Origin of the sequence: Endozoicomonas sp. Mp262, from assembly GCF_025643335.1 — a bacterium.
Classification (GTDB): domain Bacteria; phylum Pseudomonadota; class Gammaproteobacteria; order Pseudomonadales; family Endozoicomonadaceae; genus Endonucleibacter.
In genome coordinates, this window is the sequence record NZ_CP092489.1 from 3837687 (window position 1) to 3864515 (window position 26829).

Genomic DNA, 26829 nt, shown 5'->3' on the forward strand with positions numbered 1-26829 from the left:
TGGCTGTACCCAACAATCTTCACGATAGAGTTTATATAGACTCTATCGTGAGAGTTTGCCTAGGTTATACCGTTTGAGGGTGATGAGCTGATGTATTATGGCTCCTGAACAGGCACAGGGTTGATAGTATTACGGCAGCTAAAGTCACAGTTGCCAGAGAAGTGGTGCCTGCCTCTGGCAGCCATCCCACCAGACTGCTTATGAGGGTAGCCAGTAACATTTCAATAAAGAATATCAGGCCGGATGCCGTACCAATATAATCTTTCATATGCTCTGTTGCCCGGGCCTGACAGATGGGCATATAGATGCCAAGACCCAGTTCATAGATGACAATACCTGCTATATAGCCAATCACTGACTGCCCCTCGGTCATATAGCCCGTAACCAGGGATACCAGGGTTCCCAAAATTAATAGTCCGCCCGATAATCTGAGGCAACCGGCACGACTCAGTTTAGTGTTAAGTTTTGGCGCATAAGCTGCACTGACCATATAAGAAGCAATGGCTATGGCAAATAACATTCCGTAATGTTTTGGGGTAACACCCAGCTGGTCAATAATAACGAAAGGGGCACCGGCTACAAAAACAAAGGCTCCAGCAAAAGCAGCTCCAGCGGCGATGGTGAATCGAAGATAGCGCCAGTCTGTTAAGACTTTTCCGTATCCGGATAAAATACCTGATTGTTTCTGCTGTTGGGGTTGGTGGCGTTCAGGGAGTGTTTGCAGGGCTAGCATTGCAATAATGGCCATCAGTGCCATAGCCGCAAAGCTATATTGCCAGCCTGCATATTCCTGGATAAATCCCCCGGCTATGGGAGCCAGCATAGGCGCTATGGTCAAACAGCCACCGATATAGGCCAGCATCCGGACTTCCATCTGGTCGCTGTAATAATCACGGGCTATGGTTCTGGCAATGGCGGTACCAAAGCAACCAAATACCGCCTGGGCAAAGCGCGCTGCAATAAAGGCATAGATACTTTGTGTATATAGAGTGGTGAGTGTTGCCAGGAGGTATAGGCTATATCCCAGCATTAACGTCTTTTTGCGTCCAAGCCTGTCCGCCAGGGGACCACAAATTAGCATGGAAATAGAGAAGCCCAGCATAAAAATGCCTACACTCCACTGGGCTGTTCCGTTATCGGTGGAAAAATACCGGGTAATGGCGGGTAGGGAAGGGGTGAATATATCAATGGATACAGGGCCTACCACAGCAAAGAGCGTCAGTATAACCAGTATGGTCGCAGGGTGTTTTTCTGGAATCAGGTGTTGCATGATGATTTTCTGGGAAATTATAGGCGCAAGCAGTTGGGTTTCTTGCTATCTGGCTAGGGGCTGAGCACACGAGCAAACGTCAACAGCCCCTAATAAAAATAGCCGGAGGATGATTGAAGAAACAGCTCTATTCAATCAGTGTTTATGCTGATTCGTTTAAATTGATAGCTATTTAATAGCTGACTTATTTGCTTGGGATTTGATGAAGGCCAAGGATCGCTTAGAATAGCCTCATAAATTATGTAAGGAGTTATTGCATTGAATATTACGTTTACGAAAGCGGCACAAACCTATCTTGCCCAGCTTCTGAAAAAACAGGATGCAGAAGGTATCGGGGTAAGACTGTTTGTTAGCCAGCCAGGAACTCCTTATGCGGAAACCTGCCTTGCATATTGCAAGCCGGGAGAAGAAAAGGAAGGGGATTTCAAGTTGGAGCTGGAGCTTTTTAGCTGTCATGTTGAGGCAGCCAGTGAGCTTTATCTGGAAGATGCTGTTGTAGATTTTGCCGAAGATAAACTGGGAGGCCAGTTAACCATAAAGGCACCTAATGCCAAAGTACCCCAGGTTAATGAAGACAGTCCTCTTGATGAACGGATTAACTATGTTTTACAAACAGAAGTCAATCCGGGGCTTGCTTCCCATGGGGGAGTGGTATCCCTGGTGGAAATTGATGACGCCGTTGCCGTATTACAATTTGGTGGCGGATGTCAGGGCTGCGGTATGGTGGATATGACCTTAAAAGATGGCGTTGAGCGAACCCTGCTTGAGCGAATCCCGGAACTAAATGGTGTTCGTGATGTGACAGACCATACAGTAAGAGAGAACGCATACTTTAAGTAAGCAAAAAATGCCCGGATGCTCCATTGTTCAGGGCATCCAGGCATATTAATTAATATGATTTTATCCAATCATATTAATTAAAAAATACAAACAAAAAAACAGAATTTCCTCCCAGCTAATCAGTTAGCATAAAACCCTGTACGACTTGTACATTTTAAAAATATCATTGGGCAAAATATCCCTGGATTGCAAAAAAGCGAAAATATTTATCAAAACTATAGTACTTCCACTTATGAGGGGATAATATAGTATGACTTGATGAAACTAATGGTGTATTTTACTCCGCCTCATGCAATAAGCAGACACATTTTTCAGACATTCACGGTGTTTTTAAACAACATCTTTAGCCATATTGAAGGAAAAGTGAAGCGCTACAAACAGACCATTTTATCCAACTTCTTTATGACACAGGATGGTCCCAAACCTAATCACCTCGTCGAAGCAAACCTGGATATCGAATCAAGGAGTGATATCACTTTATGTACTGAAATACTTAAAGGTGTCCATGGTTTTCATGTACTGACCAATGACCTGTTAACATCCGTATGTCCTATCTGTACGGCAATTCTGATTCGCCGCATCAATAATATGCCTCAGGATAGTAAGCCGGTTACAGTAACAAACCAAAAAGCAGTGGAAAGTAAAGCTCAACTGTCACTCTATCTATCTGATGAACGTGGAAAAAGAGAAAAAAACAGAAAGGAAAAAACATTCAAGCAATTTGAACTCATACTTTAACTCGGCGTTAAAATACACAGATGAACGCCGAGTTGACCATTATCCTCTACGGTTTGGCAGAACATCTCTAAGTTTGTTAGTCATATCCCTTAAAATTTCTTCAGTAGTATCCCAGTCAATACAGGCATCCGTGACCGAAACGCCATATTTCATCTTATCCGGGGCTGTAATTTTCTGACTTCCCCAGCAAAGGTTGCTTTCCAGCATCAAGCCAACAATAGATCGGTTCCCTTCAATAATTTGATGGGTAATATTCTCCAGTACCAGAGGCTGCAAGGCAGGATCCTTATTAGAGTTTGCATGGGAGCAATCAATCATTATATTGGGTTTTATCCCTACATCAGACAAAATTTTCTCACACAACGCAACATTCACTGAATCATAATTAGGTCTGTTACTTCCTCCTCTCAACACAACATGGCCATATTTATTACCCTGCGTATGCGTCACAGCAACCTGACCTTTTCCGTTTAATCCTAAAAAACGATGAGGGCTTGAAACAGACTGCAAGGCATTCATAGCGACATCAAGACTTCCGTCAGTCCCGTTTTTAAATCCAACAGCTGATGAAAGCCCACTGGCCATTTCGCGATGAGTCTGGGATTCTGTCGTTCTGGCACCAATAGCCGACCAGGAAATGAGATCCTGCAAATATTGCGGTGTAACAGGATCCAGAGCCTCTGTTGCAGTAGGAAGTCCCATTTCCGCAATATCCAGTAACAACCGGCGACTAATATGCAGGCCTTCCTCTATTTTAAAGGAGTCATCCATATAAGGATCATTAATTAACCCCTTCCAACCCACGGTGGTTCGTGGTTTCTCAAAATAAACACGCATAACCAGGAGCAAAGTGTCCTTCAACTCCTCACTCAACCGTTTTAATCTTCCCGCATACTCTATTGCAGCCCCTACATCATGTATAGAACAGGGTCCAACCACAACAAATACTCTGTGATCATCACCATCAAGAATACGCTGGATAGTATTACGGCCAGCAGATACAGTGTATGCTGCCTTTTCACTGGCTGGCATTTCTTTCTTTAGTATTTCAGGGGTTACCAGAACATCCTGAGACTTTATATTAAGATTTTCGATAGGAAGCATGACTAAAAACTGGAATTAACTAATTATCTTTAACATCAGGTCAACATAGAAAATACTATTAAAAGGCATTTCTATCCACTCCAGATGCCAGAGGTTTGCCATAACCCCTTCACTCTAATCCAATTAAAGACAAACCTGCAACTAAAATATAAAACCAAGGCATGTTGTAAGTATCGAGCTATAATAATCTCTCCCTGAAAATACAAATTTCAACAGGTAACCAGTCGCTATGGTTGAAGAAATAAGTCCAAGGCATAACGTATCTTATAGTTCCCCATTGAGAGCCTCTTACAAGTGATAAACATACACTCCATTGCACTTTGTCAGTGCGGTACATACCTGGCCAATACCCATGGTTATATATTCCGGAAAACCAAATGGTAAAAGGAGTAAATATCAAAAATCCATCTCCTGTGACAGTCATTCCCATATCAAAATTCACATAAATACTTGCAGCAATGTCGAGCATTATGTACATAAAATATGGTCTAAAGTTATAAATAGCTCAGGCGATGTTTGAAATCATGATTAAAGATAAATGATTTTCTGGCAACTGTAGCGACCACCATCTATTCTTAAAAAGAATTTATTAATATGTTTTTATGTCATGCAGTGCTAAAAATACCTGTTGCTCTGCTATTGCGTACTGTAAATACATAGCTAGCCCCACCGGAGGCCATCAATGAAGCTGCAACAACTGCGCTATATCTGGGAGGTCGCCCACCATGACCTTAATGTATCAGCTACGGCGCAGAGTCTTTACACTTCTCAGCCTGGCATCAGTAAACAGATCAGGCTCCTGGAAGATGAACTGGGCGTCGAGGTTTTCTCCCGAAGCGGAAAACATCTCACAAGAATTACCCCTGCCGGGGAAAAAATCATTGAAACTGCAGGTGAAATTCTCAGGAAAGTAGAAAGTATCAAACAGGTGGCTCAAGAGTTCAGCGATGAAAAGAAAGGTAGCCTGTCAATAGCCACTACCCATACCCAGGCTCGATATGCCTTACCTGCCGTCATCAATAAATTTATTGCGCAATACCCGGATGTTGCCCTGCACATGCACCAGGGAACTCCCATACAAATTGCAGAAATGGCAGCAGATGGATCCGTTGACTTCGCCATTGCAACAGAGGCACTGGAACTGTTCAACGATCTGGTGATGATGCCCTGTTATCGCTGGAACCGCTGTATTCTGGTGCCACGGGATCATCCTTTAACCCAGGTATCACAGTTAACCCTTCAAGATGTTGCCCGTTTTCCCCTGGTGACCTATATTTTTGGATTTACAGGACGGTCTAAACTAGATGAGGCCTTTATGAATGAAGGGCTTTCGCCACGGGTTGTATTCACTGCTGCCGATGCTGACGTTATCAAAACCTATGTAAGACTGAATCTGGGCGTGGGAATTGTTGCCAAAATGGCATATGACCCGAAACTGGACTCAGATCTTGTCCCCCTTAATGCAGATCACCTGTTTGAGCCCAGTGTCACTAAAATCGGTTTTCGCAGAGGTACTTTTCTACGAGGGTTTATGTACGACTTTATAGAGCAGTTTGCTCCTCACCTTTCCAAGGATATTATTCAGGATGCAATTGCACGGCACAACAAAATAGAAATTGAAGAGCTTTTTTCAAATATTCAGCTACCTACTCACTGAGCACAGCCTCATCTTTCAGGATTGATAATAAACCCATAGACTGCTGGCGGTTATCTTTGTTGCTCTTTAATAAAGAAGGTACTTTATACCCTGAGACAATCAGCCAGCATAATTCCTTCGCTGACTGGATAACTTTCACTCTTCATTATTCAACACATTCACGGCTTCCCATTTGCTCTAACGCCTGCATCAAATTAGATACTTTTGTAACTGATTCCTGATATTCCAACTGACAATCAGATTCGGCAACAATGGCACCACCTCCCCAGCAATGCAGCCGGTCACCATTATCAACCAGTGATCGTATGGCTATGTTAGTATCTAAACGTCCGTTGCAGCTGATATAACCGATAGAGCCACAATAAACAGATCGAGCGCCAGGCTCCAGTTCCCGGATTATTTCCATGGATCGAATCTTCGGAGCTCCCGTAATCGATCCTCCCGGAAAGACGCTGGCCATTAACTCAAAGACACAGGTTTCTGGAGATAAAGTACCCGTCACGGAACTCACCAAGTGATGGACATTGGCATAGCTTTCCAGGGCAAAAAGCCGTGGAACCTTGATAGAACCCGTTTGACAGACCTTACCAAGATCATTACGCAGCAGGTCAACGATCATCAGGTTCTCGGATTTATCTTTTTCGCTATTTTGCAAAACATTGGCATTGGTAATGTCTTCCTCTGGTGTTGCCCCTCTGGCAATGGTTCCTTTGATGGGAAAGGTTTCCACATGACGGTCTGTCACCCGAATAAATCGCTCCGGGGAATGACTCAATATAGACAGACCGGGATAAGCCAAATAGGCAGAATAGGGCGCAGGACTTACCTGCCTTAAATGCTGATAGGCAAGCCAGCTATTTCCAGAGTAAGGTGCAGTAAATTCCTGGGTTAGGTTAACCTCATAGCAATCCCCGGCAACGATATAGTCCTGTATACGGGAAAAAGCCTGCTGGTATTGGTCATAATTGATAGAGGCAGAAAACTTTTCTTCCAGAGAGAACGCTTCTGCACAGGGTTCCACTGGAATTTTCAATGCATTGATGATGGTAGTATACGTTTTCTGATCAATATCAGGATGAAAAACCAGCGTAGTTTTTTTTTGTTGGTGATCCGTTACCAATGCCCACCAGAACAGTCCAACACACATCAGAGGGCTGTTATTATCCGCTCTTTTTTTTATTTTCTCCGGTTCAAGAACTGTCCCTAATTCATAGGCCCAAAAGCCCAATAAACCGCCAGTAAACGGAAGGTCATCATTTGCCACCGGTGGCAGTGTTTCAAACAGTTCTGATAAAATATCAAATGGATTAGCACTGTATCTCCGTTTTTCATCACCACCCGCTAACCGGCTATCCCAGACTACTTCGCCCTCAGCCGTCACGGTGATTACATCGGAAGGCTCTGCAGTAATAATATCGAAACGGCCATTTTCACTATCATGAGCCATAGCACAACTATCAAGATAGCTGGCCAGTGGCATGTGCCTGAAATATTCAAAATACTGGCTGGAATCTTCCCGATAATCCAGTTGGTGTAAATCCAGTTTCTTCATGAGAACTCCGGCGAAAAAAATGCGTTCAATTCTAACTGGAGCACAAGGGGATCACCATGCCGAAACCGGCAATATCATTGAATAAAGCTTTTAAACGACAAAGTATGAAATTAAACTGGTAACCAACGGGGCTCAGACATTATGTTAATAGCGCTCATGAGATGAACAATTGACATAAGCTAAAAATAATTACCCCAGGAGAAATAGATATGCCATTGACACCGGGCACACGATTTCGAAAGGCCGTAAGCAATAACAAGCCCTTACAAATCGTCGGTACCATCAATGCTTACTGTGCCATCCTGGCAGAACGTCAGGGACACCAGGCTATTTACCTTTCAGGTGCAGGTGTGGCAAATGCCTCCTATGGTTTACCGGATCTTGGTGTAACCAATCTCAATGATGTATTGACCGATGTTGCCCGAATTACTTCTATAACCCAACTTCCGCTACTGGTGGATGTTGATACCGGGTGGGGAGGTGTTTTTAACATCACCCGAACTATCAAGGAAATGATCCGGGCAGGGGCGGCTGCCATTCATATTGAAGACCAGGTTGCCCAAAAACGCTGTGGTCATCGCCCTAATAAGGCCATTGTCGATAAATTTGAAATGGCAGACCGAATAAAAGCCGCTGTTGATGCCAGAACGGATGACACCTTTGTCATTATGGCCAGAACAGATGCTCTTGCTGCCGAAGGGATAGAGGCGGCCATTGAGCGGGCCCAACTTTGTATTGATGCCGGTGCCGACATGATTTTTCCGGAGGCCGTAAGGTCCCTGGATGAATACCAGCAATTTAGCCAGGCCCTGAGGGTTCCTGTTCTTGCCAATATCACAGAATTTTCCAACCAAACCCCTTTGTTTGAGTGTCATGAGCTTGCAGATGCAGGTGTTGATATGGTGCTCTATCCTTTAACCGCCTTCAGAGCCATGTCTAAAGCAGCGGAACAGATTTATCACACCCTTGCTAAAGAAGGGCATCAAAAGACTGTGCTAAAACATATGCAAACCCGGGAAGAGTTGTATGAGTGTTTAAATTATTATACCTATGAACAAAAAATTGATGAATTGTATGAAAAATAATAACTAAAAATAAATCCTGCCTGATAATAAGTAGAACATGGAGTAACTATGGTTGATAAAAAGCTGAGTGGTGCCGGCCTGCGGGGACAAAGTGCCGGTGAGACAAAACTGTGCACTGTAGGCAAATCCGGGACGGGGTTAACCTATTGTGGCTATGATATTACCGAACTGGCTGAACATGCCTGCTTTGAAGAAGTGGCCTGGCTACTATTCCATGGAGAGCTGCCTACGGCCACTGAACTTACCGAGTATCAGTCCAGACTCAAATCCCTGAGAAAACTCCCTGATCCATTAAAACGCTGTCTGGAAGAAATACCAGCCCAGGCTCACCCAATGGACGTACTTAGAACAGGATGTTCTATCCTCGGTAATCTTGAACCCGAGACAGATTTTAATCAGCAGCAATCTGTTAGCAACCGTTTAATCAGCCTATTACCGTCCATGTTACTGTATTGGTATCGCTACAGCCATGATGTGGTAAGAATTGAAACCGAAACAGATGATTTGTCGGTTGCCGGGCATTTCTTACATATGCTTCATGGAAAACCTCCATCAGATGAACATCGCCGCTGCCTGGATATCTCCCTCATCCTTTACGCAGAGCATGAGTTTAATGCCTCAACGTTTACTGCCAGAGTTTGTGCTTCCACTCTATCGGATATGCATTCCTGTATAACCGGGGCCATAGGTTCACTCAGGGGGCCGCTTCATGGTGGCGCCAATGAGGCAGCCATGGAGTTAATTCAACAGTATCAGGGGCCAGATGATGCGGTTAACGCGGTACGCAATCTTCTCAAAAACAAAGAAAAAATTATGGGCTTTGGGCACGCCGTTTACAGGGAGTCAGACCCAAGAAATGCCATCATCAAGGAATGGTCCAGAAAACTATCGGAAGCTGCTGATGATAAAAAACTTTTCAGTATTTCAGAAGCCATTGAAAAACTGATGTGGGATGAAAAGAAACTGTTTGCCAATGCCGACTTTTTCCATGCTTCTGCCTATCACTATATGGGTATTCCTACCAAGCTGTTTACGCCTATTTTTGTCTGTTCAAGGGTGTCCGGGTGGGCTGCACATGTCATGGAACAACGATCTAACAACCGAATTATTCGTCCCTCAGCAGATTATATAGGATCACCTGCCCGATCATGGACACCACTGGATAGCCGGGGATAAAAATAAATTACAGTTAGGAAGTCGTTCTATGAATACTAATGTTGACCTGAATAATCGACCGGATTACGACCAGGTTATTCAGGATATTGCAGATTATGTCCTGAATTTTAATACTCCTTCAAGGGAAGCCTTGAACACAGCCCGCTACTGTTTAATGGATACCCTGGGTTGTGGCCTGCTTGCCCTTAAATTTCCAGAGTGCACCAAGCTGCTCGGCCCTGTTGTTGAAGATACTATTGTGCCCAATGGTGCAAGGGTTCCTGGAACCCGTCTAAGGCTCGACCCCGTCAAAGCTGCATGGGATATTGGCTGCCTTGTCCGCTGGCTCGACTATAACGATACCTGGCTGGCCGCTGAGTGGGGGCATCCCTCGGATAATCTTGGGGGCATTTTAGCGGTTGCTGATTATCTATCCCAAAAAAACATAACTCAGGGAAAAACACCTTTAACCATGAGAGATGTTCTTGAAGCCATGATTATGGCCCATGAAATTCAGGGCTGCCTGGCACTGGAAAATTCTTTTAACAGGGTGGGTCTGGACCATGTGGTACTGGTAAAAGCTGCCTCTACGGCAGTGGTAGCAAAACTGAAAGGCGCCTCAAGAGAACAAATGCTGTCAGCCCTTTCCCATGCCTGGGTGGACGGACAAAGTTTAAGAACCTACCGGCATGCCCCCAACGCCGGCTCAAGAAAAAGTTGGGCTGCCGGGGATGCCACATCACGGGCAGTGCAACTGGTTGATATCGCCATGCGGGGAGAAATGGGAATACCGGGTGTTCTGACTGCGCCTCAGTGGGGCTTCTATGATGTACTGTTTTCAAAAACCAATAAAGACCAGGCTATTAAAAAAGAAGAAGATCAACAGTTCAAGTTCCAGCGCCAATATGGAAACTATGTGATGGAAAATATACTGTTCAAGATTTCCTTCCCTGCGGAATTTCATGCGCAAACAGCCTGTGAGGCGGCGGTATCTTTACATCATGAAATAAAAGGTCAATTAGAAGACATTGAACGAATTGAATTGACCACTCATGAATCGGCCATCCGGATTATCTCTAAATCAGGTGCTCTGGCCAATGCTGCTGACCGAGACCACTGTCTTCAATATATGGCGGCGGTGCCACTGCTCTTTGGAACACTGAAAGCCGAGCATTATGATGACAGTTTTCATCAGCAACATCCGGCAATAGATCAGTTGCGTGAGAAAATGGTTGTTATAGAAGAACCCCGCTATACCCGGGATTACCTTGATCCTGAAAAACGCTCTATTGCTAATGCCATCCAGGTATTTTTCAAGGACGGCAGTAGTACTAAAAAAGTGGAAGTGGAATATCCGGTAGGCCACAGGCGTCGTCGGCAAGCAGGGATTCCCCTGTTAGAGAAAAAATTTAGGCAGAATCTATCAACCTGCTTTCCTGCCAGTCAGTCAGAGCAAATCTACAATACTCTCAATCATCAGGAGGAACTTGAGTCAATGGCCGTCAATGAATTTATGAACCTTATGTCACGATAAAAGAATGGCTACATAAATAAAGAACGACTGCCCCTCATTCCTAGCGTCTCGCTGGGAATGAGGGCGGGTATTCCAATGACTATATCGTTAAAGTGTCCGATGGGTATAAAACTTCCCCCAACAGACAGTTATTTCAAACGACGATCCAACCTGGCTAATGCCATAATTCGGGTGGCAATTTCCTCCACTGAGTACTCAGTTGTGTTGATATAGTTAATACGCTCTGTTTGATAGAGATGTTCGATTGAACGTACCTCGTATTGGCACTGCCTACCGGATGAATAACGACTATCCGGCTTTCGCTCATTCCTGATATTTGCCAGGCGATCCGGATCAATAGTGAGCCCAAATAGCCGGGGTCGATAAGTGGACAACGTTTTAGGTAAACGAACGCCTTCTTCCAGATCCTCTTCTGTAATTGGGTAGTTCGCAGCAAAAATACCAAACTGAAGGCCCAGATAAATACAGGTTGGTGTTTTTCCTGAGCGCGACGCCCCCAGTAAAATAATATCAGCTTTATCATAATGCCGGGTTTTGGCCCCGTCATCGTTGTCCAATGCAAATTGAACCGCTTCAATACGGCGATGATAGGATTCACTGGAGCACGTTGACCGTTTTTGTCCTATACGGTTAAGGGCGTGCAAACCTATCTCTTTCTCAAGTCCGGGCATAAAAGTAGCAAACAGATCCACTGTATAGGCTATGCATTCGCTCAGTACACTTCTCACTTCATCATCCACTACCGTCATAAAAACAATAGGAGAAGCTGAATCTCCAGCTATAGTGGACTGAATCAATGCTAAAGCTTCCGATGCCTTTTGCCGGTCATTCACATAGGGCAGGGTGGTATGTCGAAATGTCATTCCTTCAAACTGAGCCAGCAGGCTCTGACCAAAAGACTCTGCCGTAATACCTGTGCCATCAGACACAAAAAACACATTTCTTTGCATAAATTAATCCAAAGGGGCTGTATATCACTATCAAACAAATGTTAACATGCGACAACATAAATTATCACCGTTATCCAGGATTTACTTAGCTATCTGCTGATGGGAGACTGATAGTGAACGATTACGTTATACCGCTGAACCAGCTTACCGCAAAGGACATTAATCAAGTGGGCGGAAAAAATGCCTCGCTTGGTGAAATGCTGGGACAGTTAACCAATGTCGGCGTTCATGTGCCTGATGGTTTCGCTACCACAGCGGAAGCCTACTGGGATTTTCTTCAGTCCGGTGGATTATACGAACGAATTCACCAGCAACTGGATGGCCTGGATATTAATGATATCCATGCGTTAGTGACGGCAGGGCGAACCATTCGCTCCTGGATTATGAAAGAACCCTTCAGGCCTGAGTTTGAACAGGCCATTATTCAGGGTTACAGGCAATTATGCATTGATCAGGCTGACCTGGCCGTAGCAGTCAGGTCTTCAGCAACTGCCGAGGATCTACCGGATGCCTCTTTTGCCGGTCAGCAGGAAACCTTCCTGAATATCAGGGGGGAACAGAATGTATTGAGGGCTGTACGGGAGGTCTTCGCCTCCCTTTTTAATGACCGCGCCATAGCCTATCGAGTCCATCAGGGGTTTGACCATCGACAGGTGGCGCTTTCTGCGGGAATCCAGAGAATGGTGCGCAGCGAGACCGGAGCTTCTGGGGTTATGTTTACTCTGGATACCGAGTCCGGGTTTAAGGATGCCATCTTTATTACATCATCATTCGGACTGGGAGAAACCGTTGTTCAAGGCGCTGTAAACCCTGATGAATTCTATGTCTACAAGCCCGGTGTAAAACAACAGCGGCCAGCTATCTTGCGCAGAACCCTGGGCAGTAAGGCGATCAAGATGATTTACAGTGGTGATGGCGCAGCAGGGCGATCCGTAGAAACCGTCGATGTTGATGTAGAAGAACGGCAGAAGTTTTCTATTAGCGATCAGGAAGCTTACGAACTGGCAAGACAAGCCATAGCCATAGAAGACCACTATGGTTGCCCCATGGATATTGAGTGGGCCAAAGATGGTGACGATGGCCAGCTCTATATTGTACAGGCAAGACCTGAAACGGTTCAAAGCCAATCCAGCGGAAAAATTCTGGAGCGCTACCATCTGCTGGAAAAAGGAGAGATCCTGGCAGAAGGACGAAGTATTGGTCAGCGCATTGGCCAGGGGCAGGTCAAACTGATCCGTGATGTGGAAGAAATGGACAGGGTTCAGGAAGGTGATGTGCTTGTTACCGATATGACTGACCCGGATTGGGAACCTGTCATGCAAAGGGCTGCTGCCATTGTGACCAATAGGGGAGGACGAACCTGCCATGCGGCCATTATTGCCCGTGAATTGGGTATACCCGCCGTAGTAGGCTGTGGCAATGCAACAGAGTTACTGACTGATAACCAACCTGTGACAGTATCCTGCTCAGAAGGGGATACCGGTTTTATTTACAAGGGACTTCTTGGCTTCCAAAAGCAGGTTCGGGATCTCGAAAAGCTGCCAGAGCTACCCTTTGAAATAATGATGAATGTTGCGAACCCTGACCGGGCCTTTAATTTCTCCCAGATGCCAAATGCCGGAGTAGGACTCGCCAGGGTCGAATTTATTATTAATAAAATGATTGGTGTGCATCCTAAGGCCCTACTGAACTTTGATACATTGCCTGTTGAGTTACAACGTCAGATATCTGAGCGAATAGTTGGGTATTCTAACCCGGTTGATTTCTATATTGAAAAGCTCGTAGAAGGGGTTGCGACTATCGCCGCAGCCTTTGCCCCGAAAAAAGTCATTGTCCGTCTGTCCGACTTTAAATCCAATGAATATGCCAACCTTCTGGGTGGTCAACGGTTTGAACCCGATGAAGAAAACCCCATGATTGGTTTCAGGGGAGCTTCCCGTTATATTGATGAAAGTTTCAGGGCATGCTTTGAGCTTGAGTGCCGGGCCATGAAAAAAGTAAGGGATGAATTAGGACTGACTAATGTTCAGTTGATGATTCCCTTTGTCAGGACACCGGATGAAGCGCGGCAGGTGGTAGACATTATGGAAAGTTTTGGTTTGCGCCGCGGAGAAAACGGACTAAAACTGATTATGATGTGTGAGCTGCCTTCAAATGCACTAATAGCTGAAGACTTTCTTCAATATTTTGACGGATTTTCCATAGGCTCTAACGACATGACTCAGCTAACCCTGGGGCTTGATCGTGACTCTGGCCTGATTGCCAATTTATTCGATGAGCGCAATGATGCAGTTAAAGCATTGCTGTCCATGGCAATCAGTGCCTGCAAAAAACAAGGGAAGTACATTGGAATTTGTGGGCAGGGACCTAGTGATCACCCTGACTTTGCCCGCTGGTTAATGGAAGAGGGAATTGATACTGTCTCCCTTAACCCTGACTCAGTTATTGAGACCTGGCTCTATCTATCCGGGCAATAGTAAACCAATAGGAAGGTGGTGTCTTTGTATAATAAGGCACCGCCTGAATATTATTGAAATTTATCTCGGCGCACTGGCTATCCTATCCTTAGCGCATCGGTAGATACATTAAGCTCGAGGGGCAATGTTACCTGCTATTTTTTAATCCGAACCATCCTGTTTTTGGTTATCGAATGGGTCACCATCCCAATTAGTGCCATAAATATATGGCAGGTTTATACGGTACGAAACTTAAGAGGCTGGAGCTCAGAGAGGTTAATTCTTTTCTTTGCCTGCCAAATTTCATAGTTATCTTGCATAGCAAGCCAGCTTTGAGGGGTACGACCCAGAACCTTAGAAAGCCTTAACGCCATTTCAGGAGAAACGGCACTTTTACCCTTTATGACCCGATTAAGGGTAGAGGCAGCAACTCCCAGCTGTTCAGCCAGATAGCGACAACTAATCCCGTATGGCTCCATATAAATGGATTCGATGAACTCCCCAGGATGTGGCGGATTGTGCATGGACATTAGTGATAATCCTCATAGTTAAGGATGTACGCATCGAGGGAAATTAGGACAGCCATAAATTTTACAATAAATTTCACGCTGCAAATCAATAGTCTTTGATAAATGTGCTGTTTTTTTGGCTTGGGAGAAAACTACATTAATAAGAGAGAGGAATTATTCATGACAGGTTTGAAGCTATGCTGCCAGCCTTGATCCAGGCATAAATCAAACAGGTGGTGTTGTTTGCATAAAATTGTTTGCAGACTCAGATAAATTGACAAAATAAGACTTTAACGTTGATGTGATATGTATAAACGGCAACAGGCAGTCAATCCCCGCAGCCAGTTCCGGCCTGTTTTTAACGCATGGGCTTTCATTGCCTGTAACCGGCCTACCGCTTGATAAAAGCGGTTATTCCATCGCATAGTGTTAATCCATTCATTGGAATCAATACCAAGCCTGGAGAGAATAGGCGGGATATCATCAGCAATAGCCCCTCGTTTGTCAGCCCTGACTACTCGGCCACTCCAATCAACCAGTTCCAGATAATGCTGAAGAATAAATGGTAACGCTACCTCCGGGCTTTGTCCCTGACATCGAAAAGGCTTCAAGCTGGCAGGCTGTTTGCTGGTAGTGTTATCCGCGGCTTTCTCAATTCTCTCTTTGATAGAGGTAAAATCTGATGCCTCCGGTGTATCCGCCAGTTTTGCTCTGACGGGGTTTAAATCCACATAGGCCATACAAGTCAACAGCGCGGCTTCATCCAGTAGCGCCTGACTCTTAAACCGCCCCTCCCAGAAGCGCCCACGACACTTATCTTCTTTATTCGCTTCTCTAGCCAGGTATTCATTAAGACAGCGCATAAACCAGCTAATATCCTGAAGCCTGAACCGATACTCTTCCGCAAACTCGTCAACACGACGCATTTCTGCTTCACTCAGTCTGGCTCCCCCCAGATACCGTTGCACTATTACAGGTCCAGCGAATAATCGAGTCCAGCGTTTCAGAATATCATTCTTGTTCCAGTCATTAGCTTCCTGCGCATTGATATGCAAAACCACATGATAATGATTGGACATCACGGCATAGGCACAGACTTCAATGGCAAAAATAGCAGCCAACTCTGTCAGTCTATCCACCACCCACTGCCGACGGTGCTCATAATCTTTGCCTGAAAAATGATCCTTTCCACAGAGATAGGCACGACGCACGCACCGTGCCATACAGTGGTAGTAAGGTGTACTGTCAGGATCAATCAGGCTATTGCGGGCGCGGGTCATAGGTACTTTTGTCCAAAAGGTGAAATTTTAAAGACAAAAGAAAGATAGTTTAGTTGGTCGATAAGTCAATTTTATGGCTGTCCTGCATCCTACTGATTTTATGGCTGTCCTGCATCCTACTGCATCCTGTACGCTGCATCCTGTACTCGGCTACCCGATTAGGCGCGGACTCGGGGCAGGGAAAAATCATTGGTACCGCGCATTTATATCAATCTTCAAAGAGTGAAACTCATCATCTACTTGAGTCCAAACCTCATTTTTGAAGGATAAAATTTCACCCTGCATGTTGATCTGAATTCTACCTTCTTCTTGATGTTTGATTTCTATATTATTCGCTGAGGTGATCATAAAAGGGGAGTTTTTACCCGGTGCTTGAGAGCTAGATAGAAAAAAGTAGTAGTAATAAAATGGAACAGTTGCTCCCCCTTTGTTCACTCTATATCCTACTACCCTTGTATTTTCGCTGACTTTGTATTGAACAACTTCTTTATCAAACACAACTTCTGGTGAAGCAATATAGTAATAACCAAGAATGAAGGTAGTTGTTATAATAATTAGGCTAATAACCAGACTTTTTAGCACGCTCTATTCCTTCCTTGATCCAACGCTGATCCTCTGGATCATCGCCATATGGCTCCTTGAACCAATATGAACCCCAGCTTTCATCTGATGTTCCAGCTTGTTTTTGAGCCCAGCCTGCTGCACGTAATAGAACACTTTCAGGAATACCCGCAGCATAACCTGCGGCTCCATAGTTGTAATTTCCGAAATTCTGATATTCTCTTCCTTGTTGCTTATAATCCCATGGGCCTTTATTTTTAACTTGTTCCATAAACCAGTAATAATCCATAAGACCAGCAAATAATCCGGCTCTTTCACTAGCCTCCTTCATGTTTGCCTCAATAGAGACATTTTTTGGAGACTTTGGAGCGTTAACCGCTTCAAAAAAAGTATTTCTATTTTTTCCTGATGCTCCCACTGCTGCGTCAAAAGCTTCTGTCATTTCAGATTCTGACAACTGAGGATGCTTTTTACCAAGTGAAGTAGGTTGACGTGTTTGGGAGAAAAAAGAAGACATAAAAAACCACCTGTGACTTACTAACTAAAGCTTTTTATAGCATGAAGTAAGCATTTATCAAGAGAGCTTAACTTATTGATATAATAGAGTGATCGTTTATATGTGAAGCGCATAACGCTTGCAGCAGGGGCAGCGAACGCAGTGAGCTGTCCTATGCCTGCACTTGTTATGTTGCATTTTTGATAATTGCTGTTGCTGCTGATATAGAGTCTTTCCACTCCAAGTTTCTTTGCGGCGTTCTGTTAACTCTATGAATAATTTCTCCAGTATTACAATATTCCAAACCACCATCGGCATCAATAAAATACTGGTACATTGATATAAGATCATTCATGTTACCAAGTAACTTTCGACTATTTGTAGAGGTAAGCTCTATAGTTCTATTTTCTTGAATGATTTTGCCTATAGTCTCATTACTGAAGCCTTCTAATTTCAATAGCTGCTCTAGCCCCCAAGGGAAACCCTTTATCGTTTCTTTTGATTTTATTTTCTTGACTCCCGTAAATATAAATGAAAGTAAAGTCACCTCATTCATAAAGATGATAATTTTTCTTCTTTCTTGAGTAAAAATGTTTGTGTACCAGTTCCCAAGAGCACTATCTGAATCAGATATATCACACAAGTCTGATGTCTTAACACCCAAAAAATCTTGCACTTTTTTTGTGCATCGTAATTGAATCATGTTTATCTCAGATTTATGGTGGTAATGTTTAGCAACATAACGCTTGCATGCGGGGCGCGAACAAAGAGAGCGTCCCGCACTATGCACTTGTTAGGTGCAAGCACTAAGCAGTGAAGTGTGATTTATTCGCTAAATTCGTGAAGGTAAGAAGCTAATTTCGTAATGGTAGCAAAGTTCGATTGCTTGTGACTTTGGTCATTGACTTTAGAAAGAACTAATTCTTCGTTTACAGCAAGAAACAGCGAAATATCTCTGATACTCATCCCTTGGTCATATAAGAATTGCATATACTGAGCTTGCTCATGACCTGGCGTTTGCGTAAAAACAAAATCATTAGTTTGCACTCTAGAATCACTACTGATTTTCATGGATCATATCCATACAGTCTAAAGGAACAAAAAATATAGACCAGATATGACTATAAGCAATGAAAGCATCAGAACCTAACGCCTAGCAGCAACGGCGGGCCGGTAGGCCCGTCCAGCCCGAAGGGCGATGTTGCCTGCTATTGTTAGGTGCTTTTTGTTTACGCTGACTTGTCGGTACTCACCTTTACGTTGACTTCGGCAGGCTGTATATCTTGCAATAATTTTTGCTGCTGCTCATAAGCCTTCTCTATCATGCGGTTATGATCAAGCTTATCCCCCCACTCAGTTACAACTCCATCTGTTAGGGTGATTGTTACTCTATCGTTAGCAAGCATTTCATTATCAACAGGGGTACAGCCATAAACAACTTCTGACCAGTAGGATAGTTCTTCAACTTTTTTACCTTGATGCATTCTCACGGAGGTTCTCTTGGGTTGCCCAAGCAGTTGTATAACATCCTGCTTGGTCATAGCAAGAGATAGCTTTGATGCTTCCTGCGCATAATTAATTTTTGTCGAGGCGCACCCGACAAGCGTGAGAGAAAGGATAAGAGTAAGAATATATTTCATGAATATGTTTGTGTGTATTTATTGACAAAAATGGAAGTGTACCAAAGTACAATCAGCTTGAAACCGGGTATTTTTAGTATGAGTTATGAGCACCTAACAGCTATTAAACCTCAACCAAGTAATATTGGATATTAACCGCAACGCCCAAATATTACCCGAAAACCTTTCTTATACCCGCAAGGTGCGGTATATCACCCGTTTACTGACCCAACATAACCACCTGATAATAATAAAAAAACAACCCAATTCTCATTATCCATTTCAATATTACTCGTTTGAGTTTTTTTCATAATCCCAACATCTGTCAATAATACTGTATAAAAAAACAGTGACCAGGTATTGATATGACATTCTGCTTTATGGAAACCGTGCGTAAGACCTTACCTGTTAAGCGTTATAGCTATCAACAGAGCAGTCCCGCTGCTACTGGTTCAAGTCTTAACCAATCTGACTGCGCAGCGGCATTTTTCTGCGCCAACCCAAAACCAGGCCTGAGCGACACTCACGCTACCGCCCTACTTAGCCATTTTGAGCATATTCAGGCATCAGGGTAGTATTTATAGGGTACTTAAGTCTCATAAAAACAGCCTATCCTATCATGGAATATAAGGGATGTTATATTATCTGAAGTATTGTTATAACCACCCTGTTTAAAAGATAATATTGATTGCTAAATAGTCTGAAAATATAAAGAGATAATGGTTATTGCATTATGATTAACTTTACGACCCCTGATCTCTGTGATGAATACCCCTATGATATTTCTGTGGTGGAGCCTGGATTTAAAAACTTTGGTGGTATGGATAGGTTCTACGGCGAAATAGTGACTATTAAATGCTTCGAAGATAACTCCCTGGTTCGTGAATGGGTGGCCCAAGAGGGTACTGGCAAGGTTTTGGTTATTGATGGGGGAGGATCAATGGCCAAAGCCCTGTTGGGTGACATGCTGGCAGGTAAAGCAGTCACCAATAACTGGGCAGGCATTATTGTCTATGGTTGTATCAGGGATGTGGATGCTATTGCGGATATGACCATTGGCGTTCAGGCCTTAGGCTCTCACCCCATGAAAACGGAAAAGAAGGGGGCAGGGGAGTCCAATATAAAGGTCAGTTTTAAAGGGGCAGATTTTTCTCCGGGTCATTTTTTATACGCCGATAATAATGGTGTCGTATTGTCAAAAAAGTGTTTACTATAAATTCAATGGCAAGGTTATCACAGTAAGAAAGTAGTCAGTATAACGGATCAGCAAATGGACTGTGTAGCGAAGAAAAGGACTTCTTATGATGACAAAACTCATCTTTTTGCTATCTATTTACCTGGTTGTCAATGGTGCCAGCTATTCCCGTGACATCAATTAAATCACTGCAACAGCAAGGCTTACAGTAAATTCCAAATGGAGTGATTTCGCACAAAATAACGTCTACTTTTGATAGGGATACTTTATCAATGGCTGTCTCTCATGGCTTATCCATTCCAAAAAAGTCGTAAGCATCTTTGTGCAAACAGTTTAATTACTACGATTTCTGAAAGTTATGAGCAAATTCCAGATGTCCGACCAAACAAGGATTCCAGAAAAATAACAATACATGATGCCTCCATGTCCGCTTTTGCCATGATGCATCTCAAGTACCCATCGCTCCTCTCGTTTGAGCGTGATAAAACAGAGCAAGAAGTAAGGCATAACCTTGAGCACCTGTATCAGATAAAAAAACGTGCTCCCTGTGATACCAGTATGCGGGAAATCCTGGATCCAATAGATCCCGTAGAGTTCAAAAAGCCTTTTAAGACATTGCTGTCTAACGTCCAAAGGGGCGGATTACTGAAGGCATTCGAATTTCACTGCGGGAACTTGAAAAATCACTACTTGCTCCCGATCGATGGAACTGGGCTATTTTACTCCTGCAATAATAAAAAACCTTGTCAGGAGTGCTGTACTAAAAATAAGGGAAAGGCCAACGAAGCTCACTACCACCAGTTAATGGCAGCATGCATTGCTCACCCGGATCAAAAAACAGTCTTGCCATTGGCACCGGAAGCCATAGTTTGCCAGGACGGTTCGACCAAAAATGACTGTGAAAAAAATGCCATTAAACGGTTGTTTGCCACCATACGAGAGCATCACCCACGTCTAAAGTTCGTTATTCTTCTGGACAGTCTTTATGCTGACAACCCCACTGTCCAACTGATTAAGAGTTATGGCTGGCATTACATCATTGTCGCGAAAGATGGCAACCATGCCTCGCTGGTTGAAGCGATGGATGAGCTGGATAAAGAAGGAAAAGTTCACCGTGCTGAAAAAGTTAATGAAGAGACTGGAATTAAGTGGTGGTTTCGCTATGCCAATGACGTCAGGCTGAACAAGGCAAAATATGCAGAACAGGTTAATGTGCTTGATTTTGTCGAAACCGATAAAAAAGGTAAACAGCATATCTGGTGCTGGGTGACTGATATTCCGCTTAACGAAGAAACCATAGAACCCGTCATGAAAGGAGGGCGCTGCCGATGGCATATTGAGAACCAGACGTTTAACACCCTGAAAAATCAAGGCTACGATCTCGAACATAACTACGGTCACGGTGAGAAGCACTTAGCCACAAATCTGGCCTATCTGACGATGCTTGCTTTTCTCGTAGATCAAATACAGGAACTGTGCTGTCCCCAGTTTCAGGAAGCTTTAAGAACCCGCTCAAAAGGAGTCCGTATAGCATTATGGAAATGGATACAGGGCTATTTTTTGCATTGGCTGATAAAAACGTGGGAGGGGCTTTTTTACACAGTAACTCATGGTATTGAAGAGAAAAGGGTGATTCCATTCGATACATCATAACCGGCCATATCGTAGCTACGTTCAGGGGTGACATTTTTTCTTTAAAGCTCCGCTTTGTTAATTGGCGGCTCAGTTTTGATCGGCTTCATTATTTTTGCTGCCTTATTGTCAATACCAACGATCATCGACGTTCATCATGCGGGAATAGCTGCAATGGTGCAGTTGCCAATGAGCCGGAAGTCAATATAGCATGTAAAATTCCAAGTGGTGTATACCAGGTTGTATTTGATAATAACAACAAATTATCTCTTGGCATTGAGAATGGATATATCTCCAGTTTTTCAGGACTCTATCAAGAGCAGCGCATACTGGGACTTTTTGGTGAAGACCAGGAGCATGTCATTGAATTTAATCTCCTGGCATCAAGTTGCGTAAATAACAAATTAATTATTGTGTGGGATACGTCTGAGGACAGCCCCAGCTATTTATCAAAAAACTCGGGTATTTTATATGGCAGATATAGCCAGAATATTATTATTTTTGACGATATAGCGGAATACCCATCAAACCTCTCTACATTTTCAGGAATGACCTCAGGTACTAAAGAACCTATAAAAATGCTGTTGATGGAGGAGGATGAATTACCACAGACCTATACCACACACACTCATTGTGATTTTTTAAATTATTCCAAATTTACTTTGGATAATAACCACTATCTCATTGAGTTAAATGGTTATGCTGTTAATAGCAGAGATTTTATATCTGTCTATGAATACAGTTATAGGGATATATTTTCAACAGAGTACGACATTAAAATTGCGATAGATGATTTTATCTATGCATGCAGTGATACTCAATTATTTTTGCTTGTCATCCCTAAACGAAACAAAAACAAAGTGGTTGTCACAAGTAAAAATCCGGAAAATATCGAAAAATCAACCACAAGGCATAGCTTACTATTCGGCGGAAAGATTGAGGAAGACCGTTCTTCTATAAATAGTACAGTATCAGCAAAAGATACATTTCAAAACTTTACATTTATCAACGGTGACTTCGAAAAAGTTAATTAAATGAAGTTTATGTTCTTAAAAAACAAGAAAAATCCTTCCTGTCTATATTACCTCCCGAGGTAATGATAGCCACATTTTTTTTGTGAAAAAGAGCCGGATGCTGAAGTATGGCAGCAATGGTTATAGCCCCACTGGGTTCCAACACCAGCTTAAGCTCTTCAAAGGCCAATATTATCGCCTCTTGAATAAATGATTCATCAACTGACAGCCCTTTTACAGATGTCTCTTGGGCAACAGTAAAGGTGGCTATGCCAGGGGCTGGCGCCAGCAAGGCATCACACTGGCTAGGAGCGTTCCCGGGAGCTCTTGCCCGCTTTCCCTGAGTCAGTGATCGTCCCATTCCATCATAACCATCAACTTCTACCGCATAGACCTGAGTAGCGGTGGTTTTCGGGGAAAAAATCAAACTGCTGCCTGCCACCAGACTGCCGCCACCGGATGGACACAGCAGACAATCACAAGGTTGTTGGCCCACCAGCAACTGACGCTGTAGTTCAACGGCCACTGAAGCCTGTCCTTTTATAATCAGAGGATCATCAAAGGGATGGAGAAGAATATAATGGCCTTTCCTGGCAATAGTTGCAGCCATCCTGCTGGCAGCTTCCTCCCGCGAAGGGTTTGTATCATGGCAAAGGGTGACCTCTGCTTTCAGTTTTTTGGCACTTTCTATTTTATTAACTGGCGCATCAAAAGGCATAACCAAATGAACGGGAATATTCAACAGTTTTCCTGCCTGGGCAAGCCCCCTGGCAAAGTTTCCTGAAGAGTAAGCGGCAACGCCTTGTTTTCTTTCCTTTTCACTGAGCTGCATTAGCCGGAAAAGCGCCCCCCTGAACTTAAAGGCACCGGTAATCTGGAGATTTTCAGGTTTTACCCAAACTTGCCCGGCAATCATCTGCCCCAGTGTTTCACTGAGAAGTAAAGGGGTAACCCGGGTATAGGGTTCAAGCTGATTATAGATTTCATTCAGCTCTTGATGGGAATACGCTTCATGCAAAAAAAAAGATTCTGCATGTTGATCTGTGGTCTCTGGCATTGTCTACCGCTTCAATCCGTTATCCTGCTTGAAAAGATAGACCCTGATATACAATAAGGAAGGCCAAAGCCTTCCTTTTGATGTTTTTTAACGTTATTGATATACGATCAGAATTGATCTTCTTCCGTAGATCCGGTTAATGCCGTCACCGAAGACTGTCCACCTTGAATAACGGTGGTCACATCATCAAAGTAACCGGTTCCCACTTCCTGCTGGTGTGCAACAAAAGAATAACCCCGCTCGGCGGCAGCAAATTCAGGCTCCTGAACCATCTCCACATAATGCTTCATGCCTTCACCCTGGGCATAATTATGAGCCAGTTCAAACATGTTGTACCACATGTTATGGATGCCCGCTAAGGTAATAAATTGATATTTATAACCCATATCACTGAGCTCCTGCTGGAATTTGGCGATGGTGGCATCATCCAGATTTTTCTTCCAGTTGAATGAAGGGGAGCAGTTATAGGCCAGTAGTTGCTCCGGATACTCCTTACGAATGGCCACGGCAAATTTACGGGCCTCATCGAGATCCGGGGTGGCCGTTTCACACCAGAGCAAGTCAGCATAAGGCGCATAGGCAAGGCCCCTGGCTATGGCTTGATCAATACCGGCCCTGGTACGATAGAACCCTTCATCAGTGCGTTCGCCAGTGAGGAAAGGTGCGTCGTATTCATCACAATCCGATGTAATCAGATCCGCAGCATTGGCATCGGTCCGGGCCAATACAATAGTAGGCACGTCAGCAACATCCGCAGCCAGGCGTGCTGAAATTAACTTTTGCACGGCTTCCCTGGTGGGTACCAGTACCTTGCCTCCCATATGGCCACATTTCTTCACCGATGCCAGCTGATCTTCAAAGTGTACACCCGCAGCCCCTGCCTCAATCATGGCTTTCATTAACTCATAGGCATTGAGCACTCCACCGAAGCCAGCCTCTGCATCCGCTACAATCGGTGCAAAATAATCGGTATAACTGTCATCCTCGGGATTTACCCCTTTCTTCCACTGAATTTGATCCGCCCGTTTAAAGCTGTTGTTAATGCGCTGAACAACCGTTGGTACAGAATTAACGGGATAGAGTGATTGATCAGGATACATGGTAAAACCGGTATTATTGTCCGCTGCAACCTGCCAGCCGGAAAGATAAATAGCCTCAATGCCTGCCTTTACCTGCTGAACCGCCTGACCGCCTGTCAAAGCCCCCAGGCAATTGACATAACCCTTTTTAGCGGAACCGTGAACCAACTCCCATAGCTTTTCAGCGCCCTGCCTGGCTAGCGTATTTTCTACTTTTACAGAACCCCTGAGTCTTACCACATCTTCCGCAGTGTAGGTTCGTTTTACATTTTTCCAGCGAGGGTTTTCGGCCCAATCGTTTTTAATGCGGGCAATTTCTTCAGCGCGGTTATAGGTTGCCATTATTATTATCTCCACCAATTCAAACGGGCGTTTAAAGTCTCACAGTGAATCCTAAACAAAAGTTAATAATTCTGATAATTTATATATCTTATGACGGCTATTTCCGAGATGAATAATAACAGGCTGTAACTTTATGAACATTGCTCGAGTTGATCTTAATCTATTGGTATATCTTGATGTTTTATTGAGAGAAAAAAATGTCACCCGGGCAGCGGAGCAATTAGGCATTACCCAGCCTGCCCTAAGCAATGGCTTGCGGCGTTTAAGGAAATTATTTAACGACCCTTTGCTGGTGCGTACCAGTGATGGCATGACACCCACCGAAAGAGCCCTTGAGTTAAGACCCAAAATTTGCGATGCCCTCTATACCCTGGAACAGGCCATTCAACCTAATATGCCATTCAGTCCCATTAGCAGCCATCGTGTCTTTCGGATTATGGCCAGTGATTATGCCGAGTCCACCTTAATTCCCAAGCTGCTAAGGCAACTTAGAATCCAGGCGCCGCATATTACCCTTGATGTACTGACCCCCAGCGATGTCAGTTTTTACGACGTTGAACAGGGCAGGGTGGATATGGCCATTAACCGGTTTGATACCTTGCCGCAATCATTTCATCACACCATATTATGGCGAGATGGTTTTTCCTGTGTCATTAGTAAATCAAACCCGATACTGGAAGAATTCACCTTGTCTAACTACCTGACTGCCAGGCACATCTGGGCCAGTAAAACGGGCATGGGCATTGGTGTCGGGGTGAATCCTGAAGATGTCCAGAAGCTGGGTTGGGTTGATGAGGCATTATCCCAACTGGGTTATAAACGGGATATCAGTGTCTTTACCCGTCATTATCAAGTGGCCATGTTACTATCCGGCCAAAATGATTTAATAGCAACATTGCCCACTAAACTGGCCCACCAGCAACAGGGTAATTCCTCTCTTGTAGTGCTGGCACCTCCCTTTGATATTCCCCCCATCGAGCTGACACTAGCCTGGAGTCCACTCCTGCACCATAGCCCGGATCACCAATGGCTCAGGCGGGTGATAAAATCTATCACCATCGAAGATACAGCCAAGCAATCAGATAAACAGTTACAGATCTAATTATTTGATATCAAATAATGCATGGGTCAGCTTAATGATTATTGAGCATTATCAGGGGTTTGGGGAGGCTATATCCAGCAGGGGGGCTGCATCAATGCATTCAGCATCCATCATCGCAGCCACTCGCTGAAGGGAAGATAGCAACTGGGTTTTCTCCCATTCATCAAGTGCCTCAAACCGTTCGATAAATTTCTCGTGTAACAGTGTGGGAGCCGTAGCCAGAACGCTATGACCGGTCTCGGTTAAACGGGCATACACTATGCGTTTATCAAGGCTGCTACGTACCCTTTCCACATACTTTCGCTCTTCCAGACGATTAAGGATCGTGGTAACGGTTGCCTGGCTCAAAGACACGTCTTGAGAGATTTTTCTGACCGTGACATCCCCAAGGGTATCAATGACCCTTAACACTATAATTTGAGGGATCGTTAGGCCACAGACCTTGATCATCCGCTTGGATTGCAGGTCAGTGGCACGAATAATCCGCCGAAGCGAAACCAGCACATCATTCCAGTAACAGGGTTCAGCCATAACAGCTCACAAAAATAACAGAGAAAAGAGAAACAGGGCACTTATTTGCCACAGAATAAGCCCGTAAGCAAT

General features: G+C 44.1%; 26 protein-coding genes. 12 read left to right on the forward strand and 14 right to left on the reverse strand.

Features of this window, described 5'->3' with window-relative positions; genetic code table 11:
* Window positions 1-64: 64 nt before the first annotated feature.
* The gene (locus tag MJ595_RS16595; RefSeq protein WP_263079104.1) at window positions 65-1270 is read right to left on the reverse strand and encodes a multidrug effflux MFS transporter; all 1206 of its coding nucleotides are present in this window, start codon (window positions 1268-1270) and stop codon (window positions 65-67) included.
* A 258-nt stretch (window positions 1271-1528) separates the two neighbouring features.
* Between MJ595_RS16595 and nfuA the strand changes: the two genes are divergently transcribed.
* Both nfuA and MJ595_RS16605 read left to right on the forward strand, forming a co-directional pair.
* Complete coding sequence (nfuA, locus tag MJ595_RS16600) at window positions 1529-2110, forward strand: Fe-S biogenesis protein NfuA (RefSeq protein ID WP_263079105.1); 582 nt, start codon at window positions 1529-1531, stop codon at window positions 2108-2110.
* 324 nt (window positions 2111-2434) lie between these two features.
* Complete coding sequence (locus MJ595_RS16605; protein WP_263079106.1) at window positions 2435-2848, forward strand: hypothetical protein; 414 nt, start codon at window positions 2435-2437, stop codon at window positions 2846-2848.
* Window positions 2849-2887: 39 nt separating this feature from the next.
* Here MJ595_RS16605 and MJ595_RS16610 read toward each other — a convergent pair whose 3' ends face one another.
* Window positions 2888-3952 (reverse strand): 3-deoxy-7-phosphoheptulonate synthase, encoded by a 1065-nt coding sequence (locus MJ595_RS16610; protein WP_263079107.1) that lies wholly within the window; start codon window positions 3950-3952, stop codon window positions 2888-2890.
* 682 nt (window positions 3953-4634) lie between these two features.
* On the opposite strand from MJ595_RS16610, the gene cysB reads away from it, so the two are divergent.
* Window positions 4635-5609 carry an HTH-type transcriptional regulator CysB gene (gene cysB, locus MJ595_RS16615; RefSeq protein WP_263079108.1) on the forward strand — a complete coding sequence of 325 codons (975 nt, stop codon included), beginning with the start codon at window positions 4635-4637 and terminating at the stop codon, window positions 5607-5609.
* A 145-nt stretch (window positions 5610-5754) separates the two neighbouring features.
* Here the strand turns inward: cysB and pabB are convergent, their stop codons facing one another.
* Window positions 5755-7161 carry an aminodeoxychorismate synthase component I gene (gene pabB / locus MJ595_RS16620; protein WP_263079109.1) on the reverse strand — a complete coding sequence of 469 codons (1407 nt, stop codon included), beginning with the start codon at window positions 7159-7161 and terminating at the stop codon, window positions 5755-5757.
* Window positions 7162-7370: 209 nt separating this feature from the next.
* On the opposite strand from pabB, the gene prpB reads away from it, so the two are divergent.
* From prpB to MJ595_RS16635, 3 genes are read left to right on the forward strand one after another with little or no spacing between them, the layout of a single operon-like run.
* Complete coding sequence (gene prpB / locus MJ595_RS16625) at window positions 7371-8246, forward strand: methylisocitrate lyase (protein ID WP_263079111.1); 876 nt, start codon at window positions 7371-7373, stop codon at window positions 8244-8246.
* 48 nt (window positions 8247-8294) lie between these two features.
* Complete coding sequence (prpC, locus tag MJ595_RS16630; protein WP_263079112.1) at window positions 8295-9422, forward strand: 2-methylcitrate synthase; 1128 nt, start codon at window positions 8295-8297, stop codon at window positions 9420-9422.
* Window positions 9423-9450: 28 nt separating this feature from the next.
* Window positions 9451-10935: a bifunctional 2-methylcitrate dehydratase/aconitate hydratase gene (locus tag MJ595_RS16635; protein WP_263079113.1), complete on the forward strand. Its 1485-nt coding sequence runs from the start codon at window positions 9451-9453 to the stop codon at window positions 10933-10935.
* 128 nt (window positions 10936-11063) lie between these two features.
* On the opposite strand, the gene MJ595_RS16640 is transcribed toward MJ595_RS16635, so the two are convergent.
* Entirely contained in the window at window positions 11064-11885 is an 822-nt protein-coding gene (locus MJ595_RS16640; RefSeq protein ID WP_263079114.1) for a kinase/pyrophosphorylase, read from the reverse strand.
* 113 nt (window positions 11886-11998) lie between these two features.
* Here MJ595_RS16640 and ppsA point away from each other — a divergent pair, with 113 nt between their 5' ends.
* A complete protein-coding gene (gene ppsA, locus MJ595_RS16645) occupies window positions 11999-14362 on the forward strand; it encodes a phosphoenolpyruvate synthase (RefSeq protein ID WP_263079115.1) in 2364 nt (787 codons plus the stop codon).
* Window positions 14363-14577: 215 nt separating this feature from the next.
* On the opposite strand, the gene MJ595_RS16650 is transcribed toward ppsA, so the two are convergent.
* The 7 genes from MJ595_RS16650 to MJ595_RS16680 form a co-directional block, all read right to left on the reverse strand.
* Window positions 14578-14871, reverse strand: coding sequence for a HigA family addiction module antitoxin (locus tag MJ595_RS16650; RefSeq protein WP_263079116.1), 294 nt, complete (start codon window positions 14869-14871; stop codon window positions 14578-14580).
* A 269-nt stretch (window positions 14872-15140) separates the two neighbouring features.
* Entirely contained in the window at window positions 15141-16130 is a 990-nt protein-coding gene (locus MJ595_RS16655; RefSeq protein WP_263079117.1) for a transposase, read from the reverse strand.
* 186 nt (window positions 16131-16316) lie between these two features.
* The gene (locus tag MJ595_RS16660; protein ID WP_263079119.1) at window positions 16317-16712 is read right to left on the reverse strand and encodes a hypothetical protein; all 396 of its coding nucleotides are present in this window, start codon (window positions 16710-16712) and stop codon (window positions 16317-16319) included.
* Entirely contained in the window at window positions 16690-17208 is a 519-nt protein-coding gene (locus MJ595_RS16665) for a polymorphic toxin type 44 domain-containing protein (RefSeq protein ID WP_263079120.1), read from the reverse strand. Before MJ595_RS16665 ends, MJ595_RS16660 begins: the two co-directional genes overlap by 23 nt.
* Window positions 17209-17374: 166 nt before the next feature.
* Window positions 17375-17863 carry a hypothetical protein gene (locus MJ595_RS16670; protein ID WP_263079121.1) on the reverse strand — a complete coding sequence of 163 codons (489 nt, stop codon included), beginning with the start codon at window positions 17861-17863 and terminating at the stop codon, window positions 17375-17377.
* A 149-nt stretch (window positions 17864-18012) separates the two neighbouring features.
* Window positions 18013-18258, reverse strand: coding sequence for a hypothetical protein (locus MJ595_RS16675; RefSeq protein ID WP_263079123.1), 246 nt, complete (start codon window positions 18256-18258; stop codon window positions 18013-18015).
* A 158-nt stretch (window positions 18259-18416) separates the two neighbouring features.
* Complete coding sequence (locus MJ595_RS16680) at window positions 18417-18827, reverse strand: hypothetical protein (RefSeq protein WP_263079124.1); 411 nt, start codon at window positions 18825-18827, stop codon at window positions 18417-18419.
* Window positions 18828-19171: 344 nt separating this feature from the next.
* Here MJ595_RS16680 and MJ595_RS16685 point away from each other — a divergent pair, with 344 nt between their 5' ends.
* The 4 genes from MJ595_RS16685 to MJ595_RS16700 all read left to right on the forward strand — a co-directional run bounded on the left by MJ595_RS16685 (window position 19172) and on the right by MJ595_RS16700 (window position 22667).
* Window positions 19172-19381 (forward strand): hypothetical protein, encoded by a 210-nt coding sequence (locus MJ595_RS16685; protein ID WP_263079125.1) that lies wholly within the window; start codon window positions 19172-19174, stop codon window positions 19379-19381.
* A 158-nt stretch (window positions 19382-19539) separates the two neighbouring features.
* Complete coding sequence (gene rraA / locus MJ595_RS16690; protein ID WP_263079126.1) at window positions 19540-20022, forward strand: ribonuclease E activity regulator RraA; 483 nt, start codon at window positions 19540-19542, stop codon at window positions 20020-20022.
* A gap of 264 nt (window positions 20023-20286) precedes the next feature.
* Entirely contained in the window at window positions 20287-21654 is a 1368-nt protein-coding gene (locus MJ595_RS16695; RefSeq protein ID WP_263078002.1) for a transposase, read from the forward strand.
* Window positions 21655-22046: 392 nt separating this feature from the next.
* Window positions 22047-22667 (forward strand): hypothetical protein, encoded by a 621-nt coding sequence (locus tag MJ595_RS16700; RefSeq protein ID WP_263079128.1) that lies wholly within the window; start codon window positions 22047-22049, stop codon window positions 22665-22667.
* Window positions 22668-22674: 7 nt separating this feature from the next.
* On the opposite strand, the gene MJ595_RS16705 is transcribed toward MJ595_RS16700, so the two are convergent.
* Both MJ595_RS16705 and aceA read right to left on the reverse strand, forming a co-directional pair.
* Window positions 22675-23703, reverse strand: coding sequence for a threonine/serine dehydratase (locus tag MJ595_RS16705; RefSeq protein WP_263079129.1), 1029 nt, complete (start codon window positions 23701-23703; stop codon window positions 22675-22677).
* A 107-nt stretch (window positions 23704-23810) separates the two neighbouring features.
* A complete protein-coding gene (gene aceA / locus MJ595_RS16710) occupies window positions 23811-25124 on the reverse strand; it encodes an isocitrate lyase (RefSeq protein WP_263079131.1) in 1314 nt (437 codons plus the stop codon).
* Window positions 25125-25257: 133 nt separating this feature from the next.
* Between aceA and MJ595_RS16715 the strand changes: the two genes are divergently transcribed.
* On the forward strand, window positions 25258-26226 hold the full coding sequence (locus MJ595_RS16715; protein ID WP_263079132.1) for a LysR family transcriptional regulator: 969 nt from the start codon (window positions 25258-25260) through the stop codon (window positions 26224-26226).
* Window positions 26227-26277: 51 nt separating this feature from the next.
* On the opposite strand, the gene MJ595_RS16720 is transcribed toward MJ595_RS16715, so the two are convergent.
* Window positions 26278-26757, reverse strand: a complete 480-nt coding sequence (locus MJ595_RS16720) for a MarR family winged helix-turn-helix transcriptional regulator (protein ID WP_263079133.1) — start codon at window positions 26755-26757, stop codon at window positions 26278-26280.
* Window positions 26758-26829: the final 72 nt, after the last annotated feature.

Coding starts and splice junctions, on each gene's coding strand:
- MJ595_RS16595 (WP_263079104.1), bottom strand. CDS start 1,270: ATGCAACACCTGATTCCAGAAAAACACCCTGCGACCATACTGGTTATA.
- MJ595_RS16610 (WP_263079107.1), bottom strand. CDS start 3,952: ATGCTTCCTATCGAAAATCTTAATATAAAGTCTCAGGATGTTCTGGTA.
- cysB (WP_263079108.1), top strand. CDS start 4,635: ATGAAGCTGCAACAACTGCGCTATATCTGGGAGGTCGCCCACCATGAC.
- pabB (WP_263079109.1), bottom strand. CDS start 7,161: ATGAAGAAACTGGATTTACACCAACTGGATTATCGGGAAGATTCCAGC.
- prpB (WP_263079111.1), top strand. CDS start 7,371: ATGCCATTGACACCGGGCACACGATTTCGAAAGGCCGTAAGCAATAAC.
- prpC (WP_263079112.1), top strand. CDS start 8,295: ATGGTTGATAAAAAGCTGAGTGGTGCCGGCCTGCGGGGACAAAGTGCC.
- MJ595_RS16635 (WP_263079113.1), top strand. CDS start 9,451: ATGAATACTAATGTTGACCTGAATAATCGACCGGATTACGACCAGGTT.
- MJ595_RS16640 (WP_263079114.1), bottom strand. CDS start 11,885: ATGCAAAGAAATGTGTTTTTTGTGTCTGATGGCACAGGTATTACGGCA.
- MJ595_RS16650 (WP_263079116.1), bottom strand. CDS start 14,871: ATGTCCATGCACAATCCGCCACATCCTGGGGAGTTCATCGAATCCATT.
- MJ595_RS16655 (WP_263079117.1), bottom strand. CDS start 16,130: ATGACCCGCGCCCGCAATAGCCTGATTGATCCTGACAGTACACCTTAC.
- MJ595_RS16665 (WP_263079120.1), bottom strand. CDS start 17,208: ATGTCTTCTTTTTTCTCCCAAACACGTCAACCTACTTCACTTGGTAAA.
- MJ595_RS16675 (WP_263079123.1), bottom strand. CDS start 18,258: ATGAAAATCAGTAGTGATTCTAGAGTGCAAACTAATGATTTTGTTTTT.
- MJ595_RS16680 (WP_263079124.1), bottom strand. CDS start 18,827: ATGAAATATATTCTTACTCTTATCCTTTCTCTCACGCTTGTCGGGTGC.
- MJ595_RS16685 (WP_263079125.1), top strand. CDS start 19,172: ATGACATTCTGCTTTATGGAAACCGTGCGTAAGACCTTACCTGTTAAG.
- rraA (WP_263079126.1), top strand. CDS start 19,540: ATGATTAACTTTACGACCCCTGATCTCTGTGATGAATACCCCTATGAT.
- MJ595_RS16695 (WP_263078002.1), top strand. CDS start 20,287: ATGGCTTATCCATTCCAAAAAAGTCGTAAGCATCTTTGTGCAAACAGT.
- MJ595_RS16705 (WP_263079129.1), bottom strand. CDS start 23,703: ATGCCAGAGACCACAGATCAACATGCAGAATCTTTTTTTTTGCATGAA.
- aceA (WP_263079131.1), bottom strand. CDS start 25,124: ATGGCAACCTATAACCGCGCTGAAGAAATTGCCCGCATTAAAAACGAT.
- MJ595_RS16715 (WP_263079132.1), top strand. CDS start 25,258: ATGAACATTGCTCGAGTTGATCTTAATCTATTGGTATATCTTGATGTT.
- MJ595_RS16720 (WP_263079133.1), bottom strand. CDS start 26,757: ATGGCTGAACCCTGTTACTGGAATGATGTGCTGGTTTCGCTTCGGCGG.